This is a genomic window from Variovorax sp. LjRoot175 (assembly GCF_964253805.1).
Taxonomy (GTDB): domain Bacteria; phylum Pseudomonadota; class Gammaproteobacteria; order Burkholderiales; family Burkholderiaceae_C; genus Variovorax.
Genome location: NZ_CAXURY020000002.1, coordinates 391,885 through 413,331, shown reverse-complemented (window position 1 = coordinate 413,331; position 21,447 = coordinate 391,885). Strand labels below are relative to the sequence as shown.

Genomic DNA, 21,447 nt, shown 5'->3' with positions numbered 1-21,447 from the left:
GACCACCGAATGACCCGTACGCCCAAGACCGCCGCCGCGGCGCTGTCCCGCCGCGGCATGACCGCCATGCTGGCTGCTGCCGTCTTCGCCCAGCTGCTGCCGCTGGCAGCCGGCGCCGCGGGCGTCGAAGAATCCGTCGCCACGTTGCAGCGCGAGTGGGAAGTCATTCGCTACCAGACGCCGCCCACCGAGCGCGAGAAGCGCTTCGAGGCGCTGGCCGCCCAGGCGCGCAAGGTGAGCGAAGCCAATCCGGGCCGCAGCGAGCCGCTGGTCTGGGAGGGCATCATCGTCAGCTCCTGGGCCGGCGAGCGCGGCGGTCTTGGCGCGCTCGGCCTGGTCAAGCAGGCCAAGGCGCTGTACGAAGAGGCCATCCGCATCGATGGCGACGTGCTGGACGGCTCGGCCTACAACAGCCTCGGCGTCCTCTACTACAAGGTACCCGGCTGGCCGATGGGCTTCGGCGACAAGGCCAAGGCCAAGGAGTTGCTGCAGAAGGCCCTGGCCCTCAATCCCAAGGGCATCGACCCCAACTATTTCTATGGCGAGTACCTGCTCGAAATCAAGCAACCCGACCAGGCCGTGACATATCTCGAGCGCGCGATAGAGGCACCTGCCCGCCCCGGGCGCCAGGTGGCCGATGCGGGGCGGCGCGAAGAGGCGCGCGCATTGCTCGAAAAAGCGAAGAACAAGTAGACACTCAACGGTGCGCCGCGTCGAAGCGCAGCACGACGCGCACGCCCTTGCCGTTCGCGCCCGCACCGAACATCACTTCCAGTCCGTGCAGCTCGGCGATGCGCCGCGCGATCGAAACACCCAGGCCGCTGCCGCCTTCCTGCTGTCCGGCGGGCCGGTAGAAACGCTCCCCCAGTCGAAGCAGTTGTTCGGGTGACAAAGATTCCCCCTCGTTCTCCATCTCGAGTTGCTCCTCTGCGACGCGCAGCGTCACGGCCGTACCTCGCGGCGCGTAGCGCACGGCGTTGTCCAGCAGATTGCGCAGCAGCACGGTCAGCAGGTGTTCGTCACCCAGCAACGGCATCGGATGTCGGCCCCGCGGGGGCCATTCGCAGGCCAGATCGATCCGGCGGCGTTCGGCCAGGACCAGGCAATCGTTCACCGCGTGCTCGACGATGGTCGGCCATTGCACTTCCGTCGTCAGCGATGCCGCGTGGGTCGCCTCCAGGCGCGACAGGGCCAGCATCTGGCTGACGAGGCGGCTCATGCGTTCCATCCCTGCGGTGAACTTGGCTTCGGCCTGCGCGCGCTCGAGCCCGCTCGCCGCACGGCGCACCACGTCCCATTGAACGCGCAGCACGGCCAGGGGCGTGCGAAGCTCGTGCGCAGCATCGGCCGTGAAGCGGCGCTCGCGCGCCAGCATCGCCTCGATGCGCGCGAACAGGCCGTTCATCGCGTCCACCAATGGCTTGAGTTCGGCCGGCGCCTGGCCCTTGGGCACGGGTTGGAGATCGTCCGCGCGGCGACTCCGCAGTTCTGCCGTGAGCTGGTGCACGGGCGCCAGCGCCCGTCGGACGGCCCAGGCCATGATCACCAGCAGCAGCGGCAGCACCAGCAGCCAGGGCACCACCTGGCTCGCCGTCAGGCTGAAAACGAGTTCGTCACGCTCATAGGCTTTTTGCCCCGCTGCGACCATCCCTTCCCCGGCGAGCGACCGGAGGTAGTAGACACGCCAGAGATTCCCATTGATGCGCTCGTCCACGAAACCGGCGCCGTCGACCCGCGGAAACTGAGCACCCTCCCCGTCGGCCAGCATCAGGCGCCCGTCGGCGTCCCACACCGCGATCGCAAGGTCGCGCACGTCGGCTTCGCCCGATCCCACGCTCCCCGGCGCCGGCGCAGGCGGCAGCACAGCGGCCGTCCCTGGCAGCCTTGCGTGGACCTGCCGGGCCAAACGGATCAACTCGGTATCGAAAAGTTCGTTGACTTCGTGTCGCGCGCGGTCGACGGACACGAACAACGCGACGGCCCATACCAGTGGGGCACACACCACCAGGTACGTCAGCAAGCGGCGCTGAAGGCTCATGGGGCGGCCTCCCCGGAGCCAAGCGCGTAACCGACTCCGCGCACCGTGCGCACGATGCCGGGATCGATCTTGCGCCGCAGGCGATGAATGTGGACCTCCAGCGTGTTGCTTTCGGGTTCCCCGCCGCTCCAGTCGTAGAGCTTTTGCTGCAGATAGGCCTTGGACAGGACGCGCTGAGAATCCGTCAGCAGCGCCTCCAGCAGGGTCAGCTCGCGACCGGTAAGATCGACCGGCACTCCCTTCCAACGCACCAGCTTGGCCGCCGGATCGTATTCCAGCGCGCCGTGCTGCCACACCGATTGGGCATGACCGGAGGCGCGGCGCACCAGCGCACGCAAGCGCGCGGCAAGTTCGTCGATGGTGATCGGCTTGACCAGGTAGTCGTCCGCCCCCCCGTCCAGTCCGGCGATGCGCTGGTCGACGGCGTCGCGCGCGGTCAGGATGAGCACCGGAAGCTTCAGGCCGCGGCCACGCCAGCGGCCCAGCCAATGCATGCCGTCGCCGCCGGGCAGGCCGAGATCCAACACCACCGCATCGAAGGGCGCATCGGCCAGCGCCGCGTCAGCCTGGGCGCCGCTGCCGAACCAATCGACCACCTGGCCCAGTTGACGCAGTCCGGACGCCAGGGCGTCGCCGAGCAGGATGTCGTCTTCGACGATGAGAATGCGCATGGGTGGCCTGGCGTCGTGCGATCGAGGGCGTGCGATGGATCATTATGCAAACGAGTCCGCCCGGCCCAGCCCCTGTTGATGGTCCGTGGCCACCCGACTAACATCACCCGGGTGACCACCTCCATCCATCTCGCAGTTCTCGACGACGAAGCAGACATCACCATGCTGCTCGCCAACTACCTTGCAGGCCATGGCTTTCGCGTCAGCCAGCTGCATTCCGGTACAGCGCTCATGGACCTGATGGCACGCGACGCGCCCATGCTCGTGCTGCTCGACCTGGGCCTGCCCGGCGAGGACGGCTTCGCCATCGCGCGCCAGTTGCGAGAGCACTGGCGCTGCGGGCTGGTGATCGTCACCGGCCGCGGCGATGCGGTCGACAAGGTGGTCGGCCTCGAGGTCGGGGCCGACGACTACGTCACCAAGCCTTTCGATCTGCGCGAATTGCTGGCGCGCATCAAAGCGGTGCTGCGCCGCCTTACACCTGGTGAACAAGGCCAGGGAAAAGCGAACGCCGAAGCCGCGACGACGCTGCTGCGCTTCGCGCAGTGGGAGCTCGACACCGCGGCACGGCGCCTGCTGGATCCCGACCGAATTGAGGTGCCCCTGACCACGGGCGAATTCGATCTGCTGAACACGCTGGCGACGCACCCGGGCCGCGTGCTGTCGCGGGACTTCCTTCTCGAACACACCCGGGGCCGCGACGGCGGCCCCTTCGACCGCACCATCGACGTCCAGATCGGGCGGCTGCGCAAAAAGCTGGAAGCCGACCCGAACAATCCACAGATCATCAAGTCGGTGCGTGGCGCCGGCTACATTCTGGTCCCCAAGGTCGAGGCGGGTTGATGAAGCAGAAATCCCTCGTTCCCGGATTCGACGACGGGGCGGTATTCCGCTCGCTCTTCGCTGCCTATCCCGACGCGCTTCTGCTGGTCGATCTTCAGGGCGTGATCGGACTCGCCAATCCGGCGGCGCTCGATCTGCTGGGCTATTCGGCAGACGAACTCGTCGGACTTTCGGTCGACGAACTGGTGCCCGAAGCGATCCGGCCGCGCCATGCGGCCTATCGCAACGCCTATGCCGACCACCCGCGCACGCGCCCGATGGGCATGCAGATGGACCTGGTCGCCAAACGGCGCGACGGCAGCACGGTGATGGTCGAGATCGCGCTGAGTCCGTTGCAGGACCACGGCCTGCCGTATGTCGTGGCTGCGATTCGCGGCGTGAGCGCTTATCCGCGCGTCAAGCAGGCCTTGCAAAGAGCCCGGTATGCCGAGCATCTCGCCCAGTTCGGCCGCTTCGCGGTCGATGCGCGCGAGTCGCAGGAACTTCTGGAGCGCGTGCCGGCAATCGCGGCCGAAGCACTCCAGGTCGAGACGGCCGAGATCCTCCTGCTGGAGCCAAACGGCCTCGAATTCAGGGTCGCTGCCATCACCGGCGTCTTGCAGGATCTCGCCGTCGGGGATCGAGTTCCCAATTCGCCCACCTCGCCTGCCGGCAGCGTTGCGGCCGACGGCAAGGCGGTTCTGGTGGCCGACCACGCGCGGGACACCCGCTTCGAACCGGCCTCGCGTGACATGGAAGGCCTGCCGAGCGAGCTTGCCGTGCCGCTGTCGGATCGCGGCCGCACCATCGGTGTCCTAGCCGTGCGCTCGAGCACGCCCAGCCGCTTCGGCGACGACGAAGTTCGATTTCTCGATTCGCTATCGAGCCTGTTGGGGACCGTCCTGCAGCGCGCGCAGAGCGAGGAGGCGCTCAACCATGCCCAGCGGCTGGAGACCGTCGGTCAGCTGACCGGCGGCATCGCGCACGACTTCAACAACCTGCTGACCATCATCTCGGGCAACCTGCAGGTGCTCGAGGACGCTCCTGCGTGCGCCGGCGATCCGTTCATCCAGCAACTCGTCGGCGCCGCCGCGCGTGCCACACGCCGAGGCGCCGAGCTGACGGGCAAGCTGCTCGCGTTTTCGCGGCGCCAGGTGCTTCAACCCACGGTCGTCGACGCCACTGCGCTGCTGCACTCCCTGACCGACATGCTGCGCCGCGCGCTCGATCAGCGCATCGTCATCACGCTCGATGCCGAAGAGGCACTGTGCCTGGCGGACCCGGGGCAGCTCGAATCCGCGCTGTTGAACGTCGCCATCAACGCGCGCGACGCCATGCCGCAGGGCGGCACACTGGCCTTTGTCTGCCGCGCCGCTCCCTCGCTGCCGGCCAGTCTCGATGCCGAGCGCGGGCAGGCCAACGAGGCCGGCTACGTGGCAATCTCCATCTCGGACACGGGCTCGGGCATGCCCGAGGCCGTCAAGGAGCGCGCCTTCGAACCCTTCTTCACCACGAAGGAAAGCGGCCGCGGCACCGGCCTTGGCCTTTCGACCGTCTACGGCTTCGCCAAGCAATCACGCGGCGCCGTCGGTCTCAGCAGCGCGCCCGGCGCTGGCACCACGGTGACGCTCTATCTCCCGCGCGTGGACGAGGATGGCTCTGCCGACGAGGATTTCGACGCTACGGCGTCGGGCAGCGTGCCCGCGAACCTGCGTGTCCTGCTGGTCGAGGACGATCCCGAGGTCCTGAGCGTGGTGGAGAAGTTCCTTGCTTCGATGGCCTGCGAGGTCGTCGCCTGCGCGAACGCCGAAGAAGCATTGCGCTTGCTCGCATCGGAACCCGGCATCGGGCTGCTGCTCACCGACATCCTGCTCGGCACCGGCATGCGCGGCACCGAGCTGGCCGATGCGGTGCGCACGCAGTTTCCCGGCCTGCCGGTGCTGCTGATGTCGGGCTATTCCAGCAAACTGCTCGATGAGCCCCAGGGCTGGGAGCTGCTGCGCAAACCCTACACGCGCACCGAGCTCGAGCATGCCATCGTGAGGGTCCTCAACGCAGCTCAGTGAAGGGCGGCGGCGCTCATCGGTGTGGCGAGGCCCTGCATGAAGCTCGTGAGCGCCTCCACCTGCGGGATGTGGATGTCGCGCCGACCCTTCTCGGTGAAACGGATCACGTCGCCACGCGCCAGTCGCGACAGCGCACGGCTCACGCTCTCCAGCGTCATGCCGAGGTAGTTGCCGATCTCGGCGCGCGTCATGCGCAGCGTGAATTGGTCGGTACGCAGGCCGCGCTGCGAGAGCGCGTCGGCCCAGTAGCGCAGGAAACCGGCCACGCGGGCGTCGGCAGGCAGCGTGCACAAGGACAGCATCGAATCGTGATCGCGCGTGAGCTCGCGGCTCATGGCCTCATGCAGCGCAGTCAGCAGCGCAGGGGTGCGGACCGCCGCCTGGAGCAGGGCGTCATAGCGGATGGCCCAGACCTCGCCGGTGTCCATCGCGACCGCGTCGCAGCCATACCGTGACATGGCGATCCCGTCGAGGCCCAGCCAGTCGCCCTTGAAATGAAGACCGACCACCTGCTCGCGCCCTTCGCTGGACAGGTTGACCATCTTGAAGAAGCCTGAATTCACGATGTAAAGGCACCCGAACTGCTGGCCCGCCTGATAGATCGTGTCCCCCGTGCGCACGATGCGCCGCTGGATCGGCAGGCTGTCCTGCAGCAGTTGCAGCATGTCCGCAATGCGTTGGACGGTGGACCGGGTGCACCTGGGAACGCTCGTCGTTTTCACTTTCTTGCTCCTTGCGAATCGATGGTTGAAGCTTAGAAAGCCAGTGCAACAGCGACGCCAACGTGACGGCTGTCTCGGTAACAGTGGGTGAATGCTTTGTGTCTCGTTGGTAGCGACGCCCACAGAACGCCTGATCGTTGACGGCGATCAAGGTCGAGATGGCGACAGGCTATACCTTCGCTGTGTGCAATCTCGCCTCTCAATCCCTTCGCACTGCTTGTCGCCTCGCGAGCCACTGCGCGCCGGCCGTATCCTCGCGGTCTTCGCCGCCGCCCGGCGACTGAGGACCGCGGCGAAAGCGGGTACGGTCGGCAAGCCCCTGCGCGGCAAGAACATCGCCCTGCTGATCGGCACGTCGTCCGAGGGAGAAAGGTCGGCGCTCCATGGCGCGGCGTTGGAGCTTGGGGCGCACGTCGCCGAGGTGAGGTTCGCCGAGCCTGCAGAATCAGCGCATTCCAACGGCGACATTCGCACGCTGGCACGGATGCTGGGCCGCATGTACGACGCGATTGACTGCGGAACGATGCCTTCGGCAGCCGCCCGTCAGTTGGAAAGGGAAGCCGGGGTGCCCGTCTACCAGGGACTGGGGATGGACGACCACCCAGCCCGGGCGCTGGCGGATCTCATGGCGCTGTGCGAGCATCGGCCACCGACAACGACCCGCGCGTCGATCCTCTTCCTCGGCGATCCGCTGACCATGCGGGGCAGCGCTTTCCTGTCCGCCGCCCGTGAGATAGGTTTCGAGGTGGAGATGGGAGGCCAATGCCAGGCGGCTTCGAACGATGCGACTTGTGTGGTCGATGCGACGAACGCCGGGCACTGGTCGCTGCTTTCGCCGAACGGCCCGCTGGACGAAGCTTGGCGTTGCGAGAATCACCGCTTCGTGATGCAGACGGTACTGCTCGATACCGTCGCGCACGGTTGACCGATCGCCCGGGCGTCACGGCGGCGACACGCTGAACCGCCCCTCTGCGCGCGGCATGGCCGGCTTCGACGCTACGGCAATGAGCGCATACCTCCACCGTGCCCTGCCCCTTGGGGAAAGGCGCCGAACACCCAGGGCTGCGCACCCAACGCGCGCTCGGCTCAGCGCGGCCGTTGGCAACGCCCAGCAGCTGGGTCCGAACGGTGCAGGAGCTGACCGGTCGACGGCAGCCTGTCCGCGCCGCCGCCGCTCGCGCTCATGGCGGCGCCTCGATCTGAACGACAGGCAGCTGCGAACGCAGGAAGCGCAAAGCGTACTGGAGCGCCCCAGGGCTGCCGGCATGCAACGTGAAGAGCGGCTGACCCAACTCGACAGGATCCCGTACACGCACATGCATTCTTGCCCCGGCCGCCGGATCGCGCGGAGCGCCAGCCAGTTTGGCCGCGCGCGAGATGAGCCGTGTGTCGATCGCAGACACTGTGCCACAGGCATGCGCAATCACATCCTCGGTGTGCGCCGCCCTGGGCGGCACGCGCAAGCCGCCCTGCGCTTCGCAGATCGCGAGGAACTTGGCCAGCGCGCGCCCATCGTCCAGCACCTCGCGCGCCAGCGCCTGCCCGCTACCGAGGGCAGTCTTTCCGGCCATTTCCAGCAGCAAGCCAGCAAGCAGCAATGCACGCTCGCGCAGGTCCTCCGGCGCATCAGCGCTGCGTTGCAGCACTGCCATCACGTCCATGGCCTCCAGCGCGGGCCCGATGCCGCGACCCACAGGCTGCGTGCCGTCAGTGAACACCGTGCGCACCTGCAGCCCCAATGCGGCGCCTACCGTTACCAGGCTGTGCGACAGAAGTTCTGCTGCGGCTGTGCCGCGTACCTTGGTCAACGGGCCGACCGGCAGATCGATCAGCACGCGCTGCGAGCCGGTCGCCGCCTTCTTGGAGAGAATGGAGGCCACCAGCAAGCCTTCGCTCTCCAGACTCAGCGGTCGCTCCACGCGAATCAGCATGTCGTCGGCGGGACTGATGCGAGTGGCGCCGCCCCATGCGATGCACCCCCCTTCCCTTGCGACGACGCGGCGCAGCGCCACCAGGTCCAGCTCGACGGGCGCCAGTGTCTCCATCGCATCGGCAGTTCCGGCCGCGGAGGTGATGGCGCGCGAGGAGGTCTTGGGCATGAGCACGCCGCACGCAGCGACGATCGGCACCACCAGCAGCGTCGTGCGGTTGCCTGGGAGGCCACCGATGCAGTGCTTGTCCATCACTGGCGAGGTTCCCCAGTCGATGCGTTCGCCGACGTCGACCATGGCCCGCGTCAACGCGACCGTCTCGTCGAGATCGAGCCCGCCGCCAGCGCAGACCGTCACCAGGCACGCGAGGTGAATGTCGGAAAGCCGGCCACGGCTCACGTCTTCCATGAGCTCGCGCAGGGCGGAATAGCCAAGCCTGCCGCCGTGAACCTTGGCGCGAAGGTGCGCAAGCGAGGCGAGCACCGGCGGATGGCGCACCTCCACTTCATCGCCTGCTGCCGCGCCCAGCAAGGTCCAGGCGACTTCCGACAACGCGATCTCGTCGCTGCCAAGCCAGTCGCTGCTCACGTGGTTCAGGATTGCGAGCAGATGGTGTCCGTTGGCGATCGCCTCGACCTGCGCCTGCGCTTCGAAGCCTTCCGCCCGGCAGACAGGGCAGTCGCCGCGCATGTACACCACGGGCTGCTGATAGGTGTCGATGCCGGCCCGGCGTGCCCGCAGGTGTTCGAAGGACATGGCGAGGATCGTTCTTCAGAGCTTGCGGGATTCGAGGTACTCCGGCACCGTGACCGGCCAGCCGTGACGCTCCTCGATGGCCAGCCGCAGCGCATCGGCGGCCACCGGCTCGCCGTGGGTCACGAAAACCCGCTTCGGCGCACGCAGCGCGCCGAGCCAGACCAGCAGCTGTTCGCGGTCCGCATGGGCCGACAAGGTGTCCAGATTCGCCACTTCGGCACGCACCGGCACATAGACGCCGTGGATCTTGACCGATTCCGCACCACCCACCAAGGCGGCACCGCGCGTTGCGGCAGCCTGGAAGCCGGCGAACAGGATCGTGTTGCGCGCATCCGGCGCATAGGCCTTCAGGTGATGTAGCACGCGTCCGCCGGTCGCCATGCCGCTGGCGGAAACGATGATCGAAGGCAACGTCAATGTGTTCAGCCGCTTTGATTCCTCTACCGTGTTGACGATGGTGGCCTCCTTGCTCATGGCTGCGCACTGCTCGGCGCTCAGCCGGTGCTCGTCGAGGTGATGCCGAAAGATGCGCGTGGCATCGGCCGCCATGGGGCTGTTCAGATACACCGGCATGTCGGGAATGCGGTGCGCCTTCTTGAGCAGGTGGATGCAGTGCAGGATGGTCTGCGCGCGCCCGACGGCGAAGGAAGGGATGACGACAACGCCGCCGCGCGCCGCGGTGCGGTTGACCACGTCGGCCAGCGCCATGAGCGTGTCGACGTCGCGATGCCGGCGATCGCCATAGGTGGACTCCACGACGACATAGTCCGCCGGCTCGGGAGATTCGGGTGGGCGCATCACCAGGTCGTCGCTGCGGCCAAGGTCGCCGGAAAACAGGATGCTGCCGCCGGTCCAGGTGAGGTGCACGCTGGCCGCGCCGAGAATGTGTCCCGCGCGCTTCAGACGCCACGACCAGCCTGGCCATGGCGAGTGTTCCTTGTCGAAGGAGATCGCCTCGAAGCGCTTCAACGCAGCGCGGGCATCCTCCTCGGTATAGAGTGGTAACGCCGGCTTGTGCTTGGAATGCCCATGCCGGTTCGCGAAGTCGGCTTCCTCCTCCTGCAGCCGGCCCGAATCGGGCAGAAGCAGTTCGCAGAGGTCGCGCGTTGCCCCGGTGCAGTAGATGGGGCCCTTGAAGCCGAGCTTGACAAGCCGCGGCACGAAGCCGCTATGGTCCATGTGCGCATGCGTGAGCAGCACCGCGTCGATCTCGGAGGCCTTGACCGGCAAGGCCTCCCAGTTGCGCAGACGCAGTTGCTTCAGGCCCTGAAACAGGCCGCAGTCCACCAAGAGCCGGCGGCCCTCGTGTTCCAGCAGGTATTTCGATCCGGTGACGGTGCCCGTGCCACCGAGGAATTCGATGCGCATTGTTTCTCCTTGTTGAGTCGGAGCTTGGCAGCAGACGCACGCTTCGGCTTGATGTTCGTCAAGGTAGGAGCATGCTCGGCTGCGCATGATCGGCTTTTCGCCGGAGGCCCCCTTGACCATTCGCCATCTCGACCGCTTGCTGTCTCCGAACTCGGTCGCCGTGTTCGGCGCTTCGAACCGCCAAGGCAGTGTCGGCGCCACCGTCTGGCGCAATCTGCGCGCCGGCCATTTCGCGGGTCCGATCTATGCCGTCAATCCCAAGCACGCTGTGCTGGATGGCGCGCCCGTGTTCGCGAAGGCTGCCCATCTGCCCGGCGCACCGGATCTCGCCCTCCTGTGTACGCCGGCGCACACGGTGGCGCAACTGATCGCCGAACTCGGCGCGCTGGGCACCCGCGCGGCCATCATCGTGACCGCCGGTCTGAGTGCAGCGCAGAAGCAGGCAGCGCTCGATGCGGCAAAGCCCTATCTGATGCGCCTGCTGGGTCCCAATTGCATAGGCCTCCTGAGCCCGCACATCGGGCTGAATGCCAGCTTCGCCCATACCGACGCGCTGCCGGGGGAGCTGGCCTTCGTGTCGCAGTCCGGCGCGCTGGTCACCGCGGTACTTGACTGGGCCAAGAGCCGCGGCATCGGCCTGTCGCACCTCGTCTCCCTCGGCGACCACTGCGACGTCGATTTCGGCGATCTGCTCGACCATCTGGCGAGCGACGCGCGCACGCGATCCATCCTGCTCTACGTCGAATCGGTGGAGTCGCCGCGCAAGTTCATGTCCGCCGCGCGGGCGGCGGCGCGCAACAAGCCGGTGATCGTCGTGAAGGCCGGGCGCGCCGGTAACGGCGTGCGCGCCGCCGCCTCGCACACCGGTGCGCTGGCAGGTTCGGACGCCGTCTACGACGCCGCCATCCGCCGAGCCGGCATGTTGCGTGTCAACACGCTGCAGGACCTGTTCATCGCGGCGGAGACCCTGGCGCGTTTTCGCGGCAACCGCAGTGAATCGCTGACCATCATGACCAACGGCGGCGGCGCCGGCGTGATGGCAGCCGACGCGGCCGCGCGGGCCGGCATCACGCTCGCCGAGCCGAACGAGGCGCTGCTGGAACGCTTGAATGCGGTGCTGCCAGCCAACTGGTCGCACGCCAACCCGATCGACATCATCGGCGATGCACCGATCGAGCGCTACACCGACACGCTGTCGGCCCTGCTGGCCGACGAGGCGGCCGGCGCGGTGCTGTTCGTCCACGCGCCGACCGCGATCGTTCGCAGCGACGACATCGCGCGCGCCTGTCTGCCCTTGCTGCGTACAACCGGGCCGCGCGTCATGAGCGCCTGGCTCGGCGACGCCGCCGTCGCCCAGGCGCGTCAACTGTTCGAACAGGCCGGCATACCCGACTACCCGACGCCGGAGGAAGCCGTTCGCGCCTTCGCGATGCTGCAAACCTACAGACGCAACCAGGACACCCTGATCGAGGCACCGAGCGCCAGCGAGAACCCGGTGCCCGATGTCGCCTCGGCACACCGCCAGCTGGACGCCGTGCTCGCCGAAGGTCGCGAATGGCTTGGCGAGCAGGAGGCCAAGGCCGTGCTCAAGGCCTATGGCGTGCCGGTGGTGCCCACGCTCGCGGTTCCCGCCTCGGCCGAGGCCATTTTTTCAGCGGCGCGAGAAGTCGGCTACCCGGTGGCGCTCAAGATCGTCTCGCGCGACATCACGCACAAATCCGACGTCGGTGGCGTCCGGCTCGACCTGCGCGACCGGGCATCGCTGGACCATGCGGTCAGCGAGATGCTGCAGGCCGTGCGGACCGCCCGGCCCGATGCGCGCATCGACGGGTTCACTGTGCAGCCGATGGTGCGTCGGCCTCATGCCCAGGAAGTCATTGTCGGGGCCAGCATCGACAGCGTGTTCGGCCCTGTGATCCTCTGTGGCCAGGGCGGCACCGCGGTGGAGGTCACCGCCGACAGCGCCGTCGCCCTGCCCCCTCTCAACCGCAGCCTGGCGCGCGAGCTGGTCTCGCGCACGCGCGTGTCGCGCCTGCTGGCCGGCTACCGCGACCATCCGCCGGCCCAGCTGGACGCGCTCTACGACGTGCTGATCGCCGTGTCGCAGATGCTCGCGGACCTGCCGCAGTTGGCGGAACTCGACATCAATCCGCTGCATGTCGACGAATCGGGCGCCATCGCTCTCGATGCCCGCATTCGCGTCGCCGCGCGGCCGGTCGCCGGGGCGGAGCGCTTTGCGATCCTTCCGTATCCTTCGCAATGGGTCCGCACCCTGACCTGGAACGGCCGCGAGATCACGCTGCGGCCGATCCGCCCCGAGGACGAGGCGCAGCACCGGCGCTTTCTGGAGCAACTCGACCCGGAAGACATCCGCATGCGAATCTTCCAGACAAGGCGTGAGCTGCCGCGCAGCGAGCTCGCCCGCCTCACCCAGATCGACTACGACCGTGAGATGGCCTTCATTGCCGAAGGCTCCGACGCGCAGTGCGCACCCGAGACGCTGGGCGTGGCCCGTACCGTGAGCGATCCCGACCGGGTGGAGGCCGAGTTCGCCATTATCGTGCGCTCCGATCTCAAGGGCGCCGGGCTCGGCAAGCTGCTGTTCGCGCAATTGATCGAGCACGCCAGGAGCCGCGAAATCGGCCGTCTCGTGGGCATCATCCTGCGCGAGAACACCCGGATGCTGAACCTGGCGCGCGCCATGGGCTTCGAGGCCGATCTGGCGGAACCGGCCGATTCGGGCGTGCGGCGCGTGGTCAGGACATTGAACAGTCCGATCATCACCCCTTGATCCATCGCAAGGACGCCCGCCCATGTCTGGCGCACGATGGATGCATTGAAGCCACAAGGAGCGTGCGCAATGAAGCGGAATGTTGGAGCTGCCGATCGCCTGCTGCGCATCATGGTGGGTGCCGCGCTCATCGGCCTGTCGGCTGCCGGGACGATCGGGCCATGGGGATATCTGGGCATCGTGCCCCTGCTGACAGGCCTCTTCGGCGCCTGCCCCGCCTACGCGCTGCTCGGCGTCAGCACCTGTGCCAGCGACAGCCCTCGGGGCCGGCCAGGACGACCGTGAATGTCGGCCCATCGAGGCGCCTTGGGAGATCTTCCATGTGGATGATCGTCGCGGTCTTGGTGCTGCTCGGCGCGGCGCTGCTGTGGCTCGCCCTCCAGGCGCTGATTGCTTGGATCACCCTGGATTGATGCTTCGCGATATCCCTGGCGCGCCGGCGGCTCGGCGAACGCGCAGCTTCAAGCGACAGTGAAGGTTTGAGCAACTCGCCCGGCCAGGCGCGGTCGTCGGCCTGGCCGTGGCGTTGGGCATCGGGCTCCTGCTCGGCTTCGAGCGCGAACGTCGCAAGGGGTCGCAAGGGCGACGGTGATCGTCGCGCCGCCGCAGACCTGCGCACCTTCGCCGTCGCAGTATAGGCGGGCGCTTGCCGACCATCACTTCGTGCGCGGCGCCTTGGTCGCGGTCAGCGCCAACACGGTGACCCGATGTACCCTGGCCGCCATCGCGGGGGTTGCAGCTTCGCGCTGCGTATCGCCGCCGCCCTGTTTGCCAACCTCGCATGCACATGGGCCGCTGCCGTCTGGTTTGTGCTCCATTGAAGGCGCTAACCCGGCGCTAAGGTGCGGCCGAAGCTGTCTCTCCGCTCAGCGCCCGCCTTTTCGCCCGCCATGATTCCTCAGCGGCCTCGTGGCTCGCCTTTGCTGCCATGCGCAAGGCATCGCGCGCTGTCCGGAGATCTTCGTAGACAGCGCTCGCGGCGCTCTTGGCTTGCGCCGTGCTCGCCCCAGCGAACTGGTCGGACGCCGCCTCGATCTGCTCGAGCGCCCGATTCCAGGCGACAGAGGCTTGTTCGCTCGCCTGCGCCGCATGCTCGGCCGCTGTCTTGCTTTGGCTTGTCGCGCGATCGGCTGCAACAAGCGCCCTTTGCCAAGCGCGATGGGCGGACAGCCCGGTCTTTCGTGCCGCTTCGCCGGCCGCCTTCACGCAGCGATCAGAGGGCCGAGCTGCATACCTTCTTGCCTTGAGCAACGCCGCAGCGGCGTCCTTGGACGCGTTTCGCGTGGCCGAGGCTGCGTCGAGAGCCGCCTGATATGCAACGTCATGGGCGGCCATGCCCTGCATCTGAAGGTCTGGCTGCGCGGGGCGCTGCTGGGCAGCGCAAGGGCTCATGAGCGCGGCGCAGACGGCCGAAAGTCCGATCAGCGCGATCATGTTGCGTCTCATGGTGTCTCCCTTCAGCGGCACCATATGTCGATCTGATGACTCAGGTCGATCCACAGCGCCTGAATTGCCACTGCCGCAAGCAGGCCGCCGGCAAGCCGGGTTCCCCATTCCTTGCGCGCAATGCTGGCACCTGAACGCAAGCGCTGCCACAGCCAAGGGGCCAGAACCAGCGACACGCCGCTGCCCACGGCAAAGAGGGCCATCGTCAGTGCGCCTTGCGCCGGTCCGTTGGCCAGCCCGGCAAGCATCAGCGCGGAATACAACAGACCGCAAGGCATGGAGACCCAGAGCGCACCCGTCGCGAGCACGCCGGCCATCGAACCGGTGAGCGGCCGCAGGCGCGTCGCGAGCGCGCGCCCGATACGGTGCGCCCAGAGTGGCTGTCGCCCGAGTGCGGCGAGCACCAGGCCCCAGGCGAGCACAAACACATGAAGCAGCACCCACAGAGGACGCAACGCCGCGACCTGTTCGCTTGCGAACCCGAGGCTCTGCATCGCCGCTGCGGCGGCCGCCCCGGCAGCCGTATAGCCCGCGATACGGGCCGCATGGAAGGCGACGGATGCGGAAACAGCCGGAGGGCTCGCCGAAAGCGGCGCCACACCACCATCCACCGGCACGCGCACGATGCGGATCACGCCGGCACAGGCAGCACCGCACATCGCGACGCAATGGGGCCCGCCGACCAATCCCATCAGGAGCGCAGTGCTGGCGAGCGCAGTCTGCATGATCAGACGATGCGCGAGAAGCGCGTGCGGTTGTGCTCGGCCGGGACGCGAGATGAATCGGCAGGGGCGAGGGCGAGAGATGTGTTCATTGCGGCGGTGGGTCTGGCAAGCAATGACCCACTATGCGGGCAGGTCGACCCGTCATCCTTGATGTGCATCAAGCCTGGGCGGCGCACCGCGTCACAGAATCACTGCAACCCTCGACGCCCTCCATGAAAGCCGAACACATCAAGGTCGCCTGCTCCAGTTGCACCCTGCGCGAGCTGTGCATGCCCGCGGGGCTGGAGCCGAGCGAGTTGAAACGCATCGACGAGATCGTGGCCACGCGGCGCAAGGTCCGACGCCGCGAGACGCTCTTTCGCAACGGCGAGCCCTTCACCTCGCTCTATGCGATCCGCACCGGTGTCTTCAAGACCCGCGTGGCGACCGAGGATGGGCGCGACCAGGTCACCGGTTTCCAGATGGCCGGCGAAATCATCGGCCTCGATGGCATCGTCAACAACCAGCACACCTGCGACGCGGTCGCGCTCGAGGATGCCGAGGTCTGCGTGATGCCCTTTCACCGAATCGAGGAACTGTCGCGCGAGGTCGCGGCGCTGCAGCGCCACGTGCATCAGATCATGAGCCGCGAGATCGTGCGCGAGCACGGGGTGATGCTGCTGCTGGGAAGCATGCGGGCCGAGGAACGCCTCGCGGCTTTTCTGCTCAACCTCGTGCAGCGCCTGCATGCGCGCGGTTTCTCGCGTTCCGAGTTCGTGCTGCGCATGACGCGCGAAGAGATCGGCAGCTACCTCGGGCTCACCCTCGAAACGGTGAGCCGGACGCTCTCCAAGTTCATGGAGGATGGCATCGTCGAGGTGGAGAAGCGCAATCTTCGCATCGTCGACGCCGAGGCGCTCCGGCGCATCGTCAATCCTCCCGGCTGTTGATCTCGGAGGCCGACCTGGTCAGAAGCAGCGTCAGCGCGCTCGACCCTATCGCCAGCAGCCAGAAGACGAAGAAGCCGGCCGCATAGACCGCCTGGCGCGACAGGCCGACGGCCTCGCCGCGCCAGTGGAGGTCGCCGGGGTCGACCAGCGCAAAAACCAGCAGTTCGGCCGCGCTCGCCAGCAGAAAGGCGGGCCAGAGAATCGACATCCAGTTGCGCGTCTTCATGGCCATCAGCGCCTGGGTGCGGGCAGGTCGGCATCAGGCGTTGCCGCATGATTGCGGCCCGCCAGCGCGGGCATCAGCTTCTTTTCGACCAGTTGCTTGTTGATCTCGATGCCCTGGCGATAGTAGTCCGGCGCCACCACCGGATCGGGCGTGCGCAGGGCGAGCCAGAGCGTCACGAAGCTGGCGACGATGACCACAGCGGGCCCGGCCATCACCATCCACAGCAGCGGGAACTGCCACCAGGGTTCGCTCTTGGGGGAAGTCATCGCATGATCGTCCATCTTGTCTCCTCTTTGCGAACTCAACGAGGCACCAGGAAGGTCGCCTTCTCCGACACCTGCGCGCTGCCGTCGGCCGAGCGCACGTCGAAGTGCACGACGTGGGAACCCGCGGTGGCGCTGCCGTAGGGGAGCTGCAGGCGCACCGCGACCCAGCGCGACTGCGCAGAACCGACCTCGACCGGATCAGGCGGAGACACGCTCAAGCCTTCCAGCCCCCTGGCTTCGATGCGGTAGCGCTGCACCTGCTCGGTCGCGTTCATGATCTGCAGGCGATAGACGTTCTCGAGTTGACCGCCCTCGACGATGCGCGCGAGCGAAGCCCGGTCGCGCACCACGTCGACCTTCAGCGGCATGCGCACGACCAGGCTCGCCAGCACGCCCATCGTCAGCGCAGCGAGCAAGCCCGTGTAGATCAGCACCCGTGGGCGCAGCACGCGGCGCAGCACCTGCCTCGGCGTCCAATGGCCGGCCATGCCGGCCTGGGTCGCGTAGCGGATCAGACCTCGCGGTGTGGCCATCTTGTCCATCACGGTGTTGCAGGCGTCCACACAGAGCCCGCAGCCGATGCACTCGTACTGCAGCCCCTTGCGGATGTCGATGCCGGTCGGGCAGACCTGCACGCACAACGAACAGTCGATGCAGTCGCCAAGCCCCTGCGCGCGGGCGTTGTTGTTCTTGGAACGCACGCCGCGGGGTTCGCCGCGCTCGCTGTCGTAGCTCACGATCAGCGTGTCGCGATCGAACATGGCGCTCTGGAAGCGCGCATAGGGACACATGTACATGCAGACCTGCTCGCGCATGAAACCCGCATTGCCGTAGGTCGCAAAGCCATAGAAGAAGACCCAGAACACCTCCCACGAACTCATGCGCGTCTGCAGGAACTCCAGGCCCAGTTCGCGAATCGGGGTGAAGTAGCCGACGAAGGTGAAGCCGGTCCACAGCGCGATGCCGAGCCACACGATGTGCTTGAACCACTTCTTGACCAGTTTCTCGAGCGAGAAGTCGCCTTCGTCCAGGCGCATGCGCGCGATGCGGTTGCCTTCGATCTTGTGCTCGACCCACATGAAGATCTCGGTGTAGACCGTTTGCGGACAGGCATAGCCGCACCACAACCGCCCCGCCACCGCGGTGAAGAGGAAGAGCGACAGTGCCGAGATCACCAGCAGCCCGGTCAGGTAGATCAGATCCTGCGGGTACAGCACGAGGCCGAGGATGTAGAAGCGCCGCGCGCCCAGGTCGAACAGCACCGCCTGGCGCTGCCCCCACTCGAGCCAAGGCAGGCCGTAGAACACGAGCTGCGTCAGGAACACCATCGCCCAGCGCCAGCGCGCGAAGACGCCGCGCACCGTGCGGGGGTAGACCTTCTGGTGCGCAGCGAACAGGCCGGCGCCAGACTGGGCGGCAGCGATCGGGATCACCCGGCGCCTCACCGGGGTCGACGCGGAAGCGGCATCCTTCATGACAGCCCTAGGGCGCAGCGGCAGGCTTGTTCGACAAGCCCCAGACATAGGAGGCCAGCACATGGATCTGGGCCTCGGTCAGGCGGTCCTGCTGGGCCGGCATCTGATTGGTCCTGCCGGTGTTGATGATCGAGATGATCGCCTCCTGCCCATAGCCGTGCAGCCAGACCTTGTCTGCCAGGTTGGGCGCGCCCATCGCCGGGTTGCCGACGCCGCCGATGCCGTGGCACGCCGCGCAGGCGCTGAACTTGCTCTTGCCCAGGCCGGCGCGGACCGAATCGTGCGGGCTGCCCGACAGGCTCAGCACATAGTTGGCGACGTTCTTGACATCCTCCGGGGTGCCGACCGCCGCGGCCATCGGCGGCATCACCCCGGTGCGACCCATCGCGATGGATTCCTTGATCTTCTCCGGTGCGCCGCCGTGCAGCCAGTCGCGGTCGGCCAGGTTCGGGAAGCCCTTGCTGCCGCGCGCGTCCGAGCCGTGGCACTGCGCGCAGTTGTTGAGGAACAGACGCTCGCCGATCGCCGCCGCCGCGGGTTCGCCCGCCACGCGCTCCACCGGCATGGCCGCGTAGGAGGCGTAGACGGGTTCGAGTTCGCGCTTGGCCTTGGCAAGGTCCTTCGCATACTCGTTCTCGGTACTCCAGGCGAGCTCGCCCTGGTAACTGCCCAGCCCAGGGTAGGCGACCAGGTAGGCCAGGCCGAAGATGATCGTGAGCACGAAGAGGCCGACCCACCAGCGCGGCATCGGATTGTTGGCCTCGCGCAGGTCTTCGTCCCAGACATGTCCGGTCGTTTCATCGGTCCCGCCCGGAACCTTCGCGCGGGCAACGAGCCACAGCAGCAATGCACACAGCAGGATGCTGCCCAGCGAGGCAATGGCGACATAGTTCGACCAGGAGTCACTGAAGAAATCGCTCATGTTGCTCTCTCAGTCCTGTTCGAACGGCAATTGGGCTGCACCCTCGAAAGCCTTCGCGTTGCGGCGCGAGTAGGCCCATACGAGGATGCCGATGAAGGTGGCGAAGGAAATCAAGGTGGCGACGATCCGCAAGGTGGTGATGTCCATGGCGTGCTCCTTACTTGACCGCGAGCCCGAGCGACTGGAGATAGGCCACCAGCGCATCCATCTCGGTCTTCCCTTTCACCTCGGCCGCCGCGGCGGCGACCTGCTCATCGGTGAAAGGCACGCCGACGCGGCGCAGGGCACGCATGTGCGCCGCAGCCTCGGCTCCGTCGAGCGGCGCCTTCTCGAGCCAGGCGTAGCCCGGCATGTTCGATTCGGGCACCACATCGCGCGGATTGTTCAGGTGGATGCGGTGCCACTCGTCGCTGTACTTGCCGCCGACGCGCTGCAGATCAGGGCCGGTGCGCTTGCTGCCCCACTGAAACGGGTGGTCGTAGACGAACTCGCCGGCGACCGAGTAGTGGCCGTAGCGCAGCGTCTCGGCACGGAAGGGGCGGATCATCTGCGAGTGGCAGTTGTAGCAGCCCTCGCGCACGTAGACGTCGCGGCCCAGCACCTGCAGCGAACTCGGCGGCTGCATGCCCGCCACGGCCTGCGTGGTCGACTTCTGGAAGAAAAGCGGCACGATCTCGACCAGGCCGCCGACGGCGACGACCAGCAGGATCAGCACGATCATCAGGAAGTTGTTGGTCTCGATCTTCTCGTGCGAGAAGCCGGTCTTGGGAGGGTTCGAGCTCATGCTTTTCTTTCTCAGGCGTGGGCGGCTGCCGGCAGCGGAATGGATGCGCGCACCGAGCGTCCCGAGATGACGGTCATGACGACGTTCCATGCCATGACCAGCATCCCGCCCAGGTAGAGCAGACCGCCGATCAGGCGAACCACGTAGTAGGGATAGGTGGCCTTCACGCTCTCCACGAAGGTGTAGGTGAGCGTGCCGTCCGGGTTGATGGAGCGCCACATCAGGCCCTGCATGACGCCGGCGATCCACATGGCGGCGATGTAGAGCACGATGCCGATGGTGGACATCCAGAAATGCAGCTCGATCGCCTTGACGCTGTGCATCTCGCTACGGCTGTACATCCTCGGGATCAGGTAGTAAAGCGAGCCCATCGAGATCAGTCCCACCCAGCCGAGCGCGCCGGCATGCACGTGGCCGACGGTCCAGTCGGTGTAGTGGGAGAGCGCGTTGACCGTCTTGATCGACATCATCGGCCCCTCGAAGGTCGCCATGCCGTAGAACGAGAGCGCCACGATCAGGAAGCGCAGGATCGGGTCGGTGCGCAGCTTGTGCCAGGCGCCCGAGAGGGTCATGACGCCGTTGATCATTCCGCCCCAGCTCGGCGCCAGCAGGATCAGCGAGAACACCATGCCGATCGATTGGGTCCAGTCGGGCAGCGCCGTGTAGTGCAGGTGGTGCGGCCCCGCCCACATGTAGGTGAAGATCAGCGCCCAGAAGTGCACGATCGAGAGCCGGTACGAATACACCGGCCGGCCGGCCTGCTTGGGGATGTAGTAGTACATCATCCCGAGGAAGCCGGCCGTGAGGAAGAAGCCGACCGCGTTGTGGCCGTACCACCACTGCACCATCGCGTCCTGCACGCCGGCATAGGCCGAGTAGCTCTTCATCAAGCCGGCGGGGATCGCCACGCTGTTGACGATGTGCAGCAGGGCGACCGCGATGATGAAGGCGCCGTAGAACCAGTTGGCCACGTAGATGTGCCGGACCTTGCGCGTGCCGATGGTCCCGAAGAACACGACCGCGTAGGCCACCCACACGAGGGCGATCAGGATGTCGATCGGCCATTCGAGCTCCGCATATTCCTTGCCGCTCGTGTAGCCCATCGGCAGGCTGATGGCGGCAGCCACGATCACGGCCTGCCAGCCCCAGAAGACGAAGGACGCGAGCGCCGGCGCGAACAGGCGTACCTGGCAGGTGCGCTGCACCACGTGAAAGCTGGTGGCCATCAGCGCGCAGCCGCCGAAGGCGAAGATCACCGCGTTGGTGTGCAGCGGCCGCAGCCGCCCGTAGCTGAGCCAGGGAATGCCGAGATTGAGCTCGGGCCAGGCCAGCTGCGAGGCGATGATGACGCCGACGAGCATGCCGACCACCCCCCACACGACCGACATCAGGGCGAGTTGCCGCACGACGGTGTCGCTGTAGACCGCTGCGGGAGGATTGGATACTTGCATCTTCTGGCCTTCTCGTGGATTGCGGTCAGTGTCCCGGCGCGGCATGCGAGACGGTTTG

The 21,447-nt window shown here is 66.9% G+C and carries 21 protein-coding genes; 7 read left to right on the top strand and 14 right to left on the bottom strand.

Annotation, left to right across the window (positions count from 1 at the left end; genetic code table 11):
* The first annotated feature begins 9 nt into the window (after window positions 1-9).
* A complete protein-coding gene (locus tag ACSQ89_RS31925; RefSeq protein ID WP_436294374.1) occupies window positions 10-693 on the top strand; it encodes a tetratricopeptide repeat protein in 684 nt (227 codons plus the stop codon).
* Between the two features lie 4 nt (window positions 694-697).
* Here ACSQ89_RS31925 and ACSQ89_RS31920 read toward each other — a convergent pair whose 3' ends face one another.
* On the bottom strand, window positions 698-2,038 hold the full coding sequence (locus tag ACSQ89_RS31920; RefSeq protein WP_436296821.1) for an ATP-binding protein: 1,341 nt from the start codon (window positions 2,036-2,038) through the stop codon (window positions 698-700).
* Window positions 2,035-2,709 carry a response regulator gene (locus tag ACSQ89_RS31915; protein WP_436294372.1) on the bottom strand — a complete coding sequence of 225 codons (675 nt, stop codon included), beginning with the start codon at window positions 2,707-2,709 and terminating at the stop codon, window positions 2,035-2,037. The genes ACSQ89_RS31920 and ACSQ89_RS31915 overlap by 4 nt, the downstream gene beginning before the upstream one ends.
* A 78-nt stretch (window positions 2,710-2,787) precedes the next feature.
* Between ACSQ89_RS31915 and ACSQ89_RS31910 the strand changes: the two genes are divergently transcribed.
* Window positions 2,788-3,552, top strand: a complete 765-nt coding sequence (locus ACSQ89_RS31910; RefSeq protein ID WP_436294371.1) for a winged helix-turn-helix domain-containing protein — start codon at window positions 2,788-2,790, stop codon at window positions 3,550-3,552.
* Complete coding sequence (locus ACSQ89_RS31905; RefSeq protein WP_436294370.1) at window positions 3,552-5,597, top strand: PAS domain S-box protein; 2,046 nt, start codon at window positions 3,552-3,554, stop codon at window positions 5,595-5,597. Before ACSQ89_RS31910 ends, ACSQ89_RS31905 begins: the two co-directional genes overlap by 1 nt.
* On the opposite strand, the gene ACSQ89_RS31900 is transcribed toward ACSQ89_RS31905, so the two are convergent.
* The gene (locus ACSQ89_RS31900) at window positions 5,591-6,319 is read right to left on the bottom strand and encodes a Crp/Fnr family transcriptional regulator (RefSeq protein WP_436294369.1); all 729 of its coding nucleotides are present in this window, start codon (window positions 6,317-6,319) and stop codon (window positions 5,591-5,593) included. The genes ACSQ89_RS31905 and ACSQ89_RS31900 overlap by 7 nt on opposite strands.
* Window positions 6,320-6,536: 217 nt before the next feature.
* Here ACSQ89_RS31900 and ACSQ89_RS31895 point away from each other — a divergent pair, with 217 nt between their 5' ends.
* Entirely contained in the window at window positions 6,537-7,244 is a 708-nt protein-coding gene (locus ACSQ89_RS31895; protein WP_436294368.1) for a hypothetical protein, read from the top strand.
* A gap of 256 nt (window positions 7,245-7,500) precedes the next feature.
* Here ACSQ89_RS31895 and ACSQ89_RS31890 read toward each other — a convergent pair whose 3' ends face one another.
* Both ACSQ89_RS31890 and ACSQ89_RS31885 read right to left on the bottom strand, forming a co-directional pair.
* Window positions 7,501-9,006 carry a thymidine phosphorylase family protein gene (locus ACSQ89_RS31890; protein WP_436294367.1) on the bottom strand — a complete coding sequence of 502 codons (1,506 nt, stop codon included), beginning with the start codon at window positions 9,004-9,006 and terminating at the stop codon, window positions 7,501-7,503.
* A gap of 15 nt (window positions 9,007-9,021) precedes the next feature.
* Window positions 9,022-10,374 (bottom strand): MBL fold metallo-hydrolase RNA specificity domain-containing protein, encoded by a 1,353-nt coding sequence (locus ACSQ89_RS31885; RefSeq protein WP_436294366.1) that lies wholly within the window; start codon window positions 10,372-10,374, stop codon window positions 9,022-9,024.
* A gap of 112 nt (window positions 10,375-10,486) precedes the next feature.
* On the opposite strand from ACSQ89_RS31885, the gene ACSQ89_RS31880 reads away from it, so the two are divergent.
* Both ACSQ89_RS31880 and ACSQ89_RS31875 read left to right on the top strand, forming a co-directional pair.
* Entirely contained in the window at window positions 10,487-13,165 is a 2,679-nt protein-coding gene (locus tag ACSQ89_RS31880) for a bifunctional acetate--CoA ligase family protein/GNAT family N-acetyltransferase (RefSeq protein WP_436294365.1), read from the top strand.
* A gap of 69 nt (window positions 13,166-13,234) precedes the next feature.
* The gene (locus ACSQ89_RS31875) at window positions 13,235-13,450 is read left to right on the top strand and encodes a YgaP family membrane protein (RefSeq protein WP_436294364.1); all 216 of its coding nucleotides are present in this window, start codon (window positions 13,235-13,237) and stop codon (window positions 13,448-13,450) included.
* 552 nt (window positions 13,451-14,002) lie between these two features.
* On the opposite strand, the gene ACSQ89_RS31870 is transcribed toward ACSQ89_RS31875, so the two are convergent.
* Both ACSQ89_RS31870 and ACSQ89_RS31865 read right to left on the bottom strand, forming a co-directional pair.
* Window positions 14,003-14,500: a hypothetical protein gene (locus tag ACSQ89_RS31870; RefSeq protein ID WP_436296820.1), complete on the bottom strand. Its 498-nt coding sequence runs from the start codon at window positions 14,498-14,500 to the stop codon at window positions 14,003-14,005.
* 122 nt (window positions 14,501-14,622) lie between these two features.
* Entirely contained in the window at window positions 14,623-15,336 is a 714-nt protein-coding gene (locus ACSQ89_RS31865; RefSeq protein ID WP_436294362.1) for a sulfite exporter TauE/SafE family protein, read from the bottom strand.
* Window positions 15,337-15,548: 212 nt separating this feature from the next.
* On the opposite strand from ACSQ89_RS31865, the gene fnr reads away from it, so the two are divergent.
* Window positions 15,549-16,265 (top strand): fumarate/nitrate reduction transcriptional regulator Fnr, encoded by a 717-nt coding sequence (gene fnr / locus ACSQ89_RS31860; RefSeq protein ID WP_093110211.1) that lies wholly within the window; start codon window positions 15,549-15,551, stop codon window positions 16,263-16,265.
* Here the strand turns inward: fnr and ACSQ89_RS31855 are convergent.
* The 7 genes from ACSQ89_RS31855 to ccoN are packed head-to-tail and all read right to left on the bottom strand — an operon-like array spanning window position 16,246 to window position 21,389.
* Complete coding sequence (locus tag ACSQ89_RS31855) at window positions 16,246-16,491, bottom strand: hypothetical protein (RefSeq protein ID WP_436294361.1); 246 nt, start codon at window positions 16,489-16,491, stop codon at window positions 16,246-16,248. The two genes, fnr and ACSQ89_RS31855, sit on opposite strands and share 20 nt — an antisense overlap.
* A 5-nt stretch (window positions 16,492-16,496) precedes the next feature.
* Window positions 16,497-16,772 (bottom strand): FixH family protein, encoded by a 276-nt coding sequence (locus tag ACSQ89_RS31850; RefSeq protein WP_436294360.1) that lies wholly within the window; start codon window positions 16,770-16,772, stop codon window positions 16,497-16,499.
* A gap of 20 nt (window positions 16,773-16,792) precedes the next feature.
* Window positions 16,793-18,232 (bottom strand): cytochrome c oxidase accessory protein CcoG, encoded by a 1,440-nt coding sequence (ccoG, locus tag ACSQ89_RS31845; protein ID WP_436294359.1) that lies wholly within the window; start codon window positions 18,230-18,232, stop codon window positions 16,793-16,795.
* Between the two features lie 7 nt (window positions 18,233-18,239).
* Window positions 18,240-19,154: a cytochrome-c oxidase, cbb3-type subunit III gene (gene ccoP, locus ACSQ89_RS31840; protein ID WP_436294358.1), complete on the bottom strand. Its 915-nt coding sequence runs from the start codon at window positions 19,152-19,154 to the stop codon at window positions 18,240-18,242.
* A 9-nt stretch (window positions 19,155-19,163) separates the two neighbouring features.
* Window positions 19,164-19,301 carry a cbb3-type cytochrome oxidase subunit 3 gene (locus ACSQ89_RS31835; protein WP_093110216.1) on the bottom strand — a complete coding sequence of 46 codons (138 nt, stop codon included), beginning with the start codon at window positions 19,299-19,301 and terminating at the stop codon, window positions 19,164-19,166.
* 10 nt (window positions 19,302-19,311) lie between these two features.
* Window positions 19,312-19,938: a cytochrome-c oxidase, cbb3-type subunit II gene (gene ccoO / locus ACSQ89_RS31830; RefSeq protein WP_436294357.1), complete on the bottom strand. Its 627-nt coding sequence runs from the start codon at window positions 19,936-19,938 to the stop codon at window positions 19,312-19,314.
* Between the two features lie 11 nt (window positions 19,939-19,949).
* On the bottom strand, window positions 19,950-21,389 hold the full coding sequence (ccoN, locus tag ACSQ89_RS31825; RefSeq protein WP_093110218.1) for a cytochrome-c oxidase, cbb3-type subunit I: 1,440 nt from the start codon (window positions 21,387-21,389) through the stop codon (window positions 19,950-19,952).
* Between the last annotated feature and the right edge of the window lie 58 nt (window positions 21,390-21,447).

Coding starts and splice junctions, on each gene's coding strand:
- ccoN (WP_093110218.1), bottom strand. CDS start 21,389: ATGCAAGTATCCAATCCTCCCGCAGCGGTCTACAGCGACACCGTCGTG.
- ACSQ89_RS31885 (WP_436294366.1), bottom strand. CDS start 10,374: ATGCGCATCGAATTCCTCGGTGGCACGGGCACCGTCACCGGATCGAAA.
- ACSQ89_RS31870 (WP_436296820.1), bottom strand. CDS start 14,500: ATGGCCGCCCATGACGTTGCATATCAGGCGGCTCTCGACGCAGCCTCG.
- ccoO (WP_436294357.1), bottom strand. CDS start 19,938: ATGAGCTCGAACCCTCCCAAGACCGGCTTCTCGCACGAGAAGATCGAG.
- fnr (WP_093110211.1), top strand. CDS start 15,549: ATGAAAGCCGAACACATCAAGGTCGCCTGCTCCAGTTGCACCCTGCGC.
- ACSQ89_RS31850 (WP_436294360.1), bottom strand. CDS start 16,772: ATGGACGATCATGCGATGACTTCCCCCAAGAGCGAACCCTGGTGGCAG.
- ccoG (WP_436294359.1), bottom strand. CDS start 18,232: ATGAAGGATGCCGCTTCCGCGTCGACCCCGGTGAGGCGCCGGGTGATC.
- ACSQ89_RS31875 (WP_436294364.1), top strand. CDS start 13,235: ATGAAGCGGAATGTTGGAGCTGCCGATCGCCTGCTGCGCATCATGGTG.
- ACSQ89_RS31855 (WP_436294361.1), bottom strand. CDS start 16,491: ATGAAGACGCGCAACTGGATGTCGATTCTCTGGCCCGCCTTTCTGCTG.
- ACSQ89_RS31835 (WP_093110216.1), bottom strand. CDS start 19,301: ATGGACATCACCACCTTGCGGATCGTCGCCACCTTGATTTCCTTCGCC.
- ACSQ89_RS31865 (WP_436294362.1), bottom strand. CDS start 15,336: ATGCAGACTGCGCTCGCCAGCACTGCGCTCCTGATGGGATTGGTCGGC.
- ACSQ89_RS31905 (WP_436294370.1), top strand. CDS start 3,552: ATGAAGCAGAAATCCCTCGTTCCCGGATTCGACGACGGGGCGGTATTC.
- ccoP (WP_436294358.1), bottom strand. CDS start 19,154: ATGAGCGATTTCTTCAGTGACTCCTGGTCGAACTATGTCGCCATTGCC.
- ACSQ89_RS31910 (WP_436294371.1), top strand. CDS start 2,788: ATGGTCCGTGGCCACCCGACTAACATCACCCGGGTGACCACCTCCATC.
- ACSQ89_RS31890 (WP_436294367.1), bottom strand. CDS start 9,006: ATGTCCTTCGAACACCTGCGGGCACGCCGGGCCGGCATCGACACCTAT.
- ACSQ89_RS31915 (WP_436294372.1), bottom strand. CDS start 2,709: ATGCGCATTCTCATCGTCGAAGACGACATCCTGCTCGGCGACGCCCTG.
- ACSQ89_RS31920 (WP_436296821.1), bottom strand. CDS start 2,038: ATGAGCCTTCAGCGCCGCTTGCTGACGTACCTGGTGGTGTGTGCCCCA.
- ACSQ89_RS31925 (WP_436294374.1), top strand. CDS start 10: ATGACCCGTACGCCCAAGACCGCCGCCGCGGCGCTGTCCCGCCGCGGC.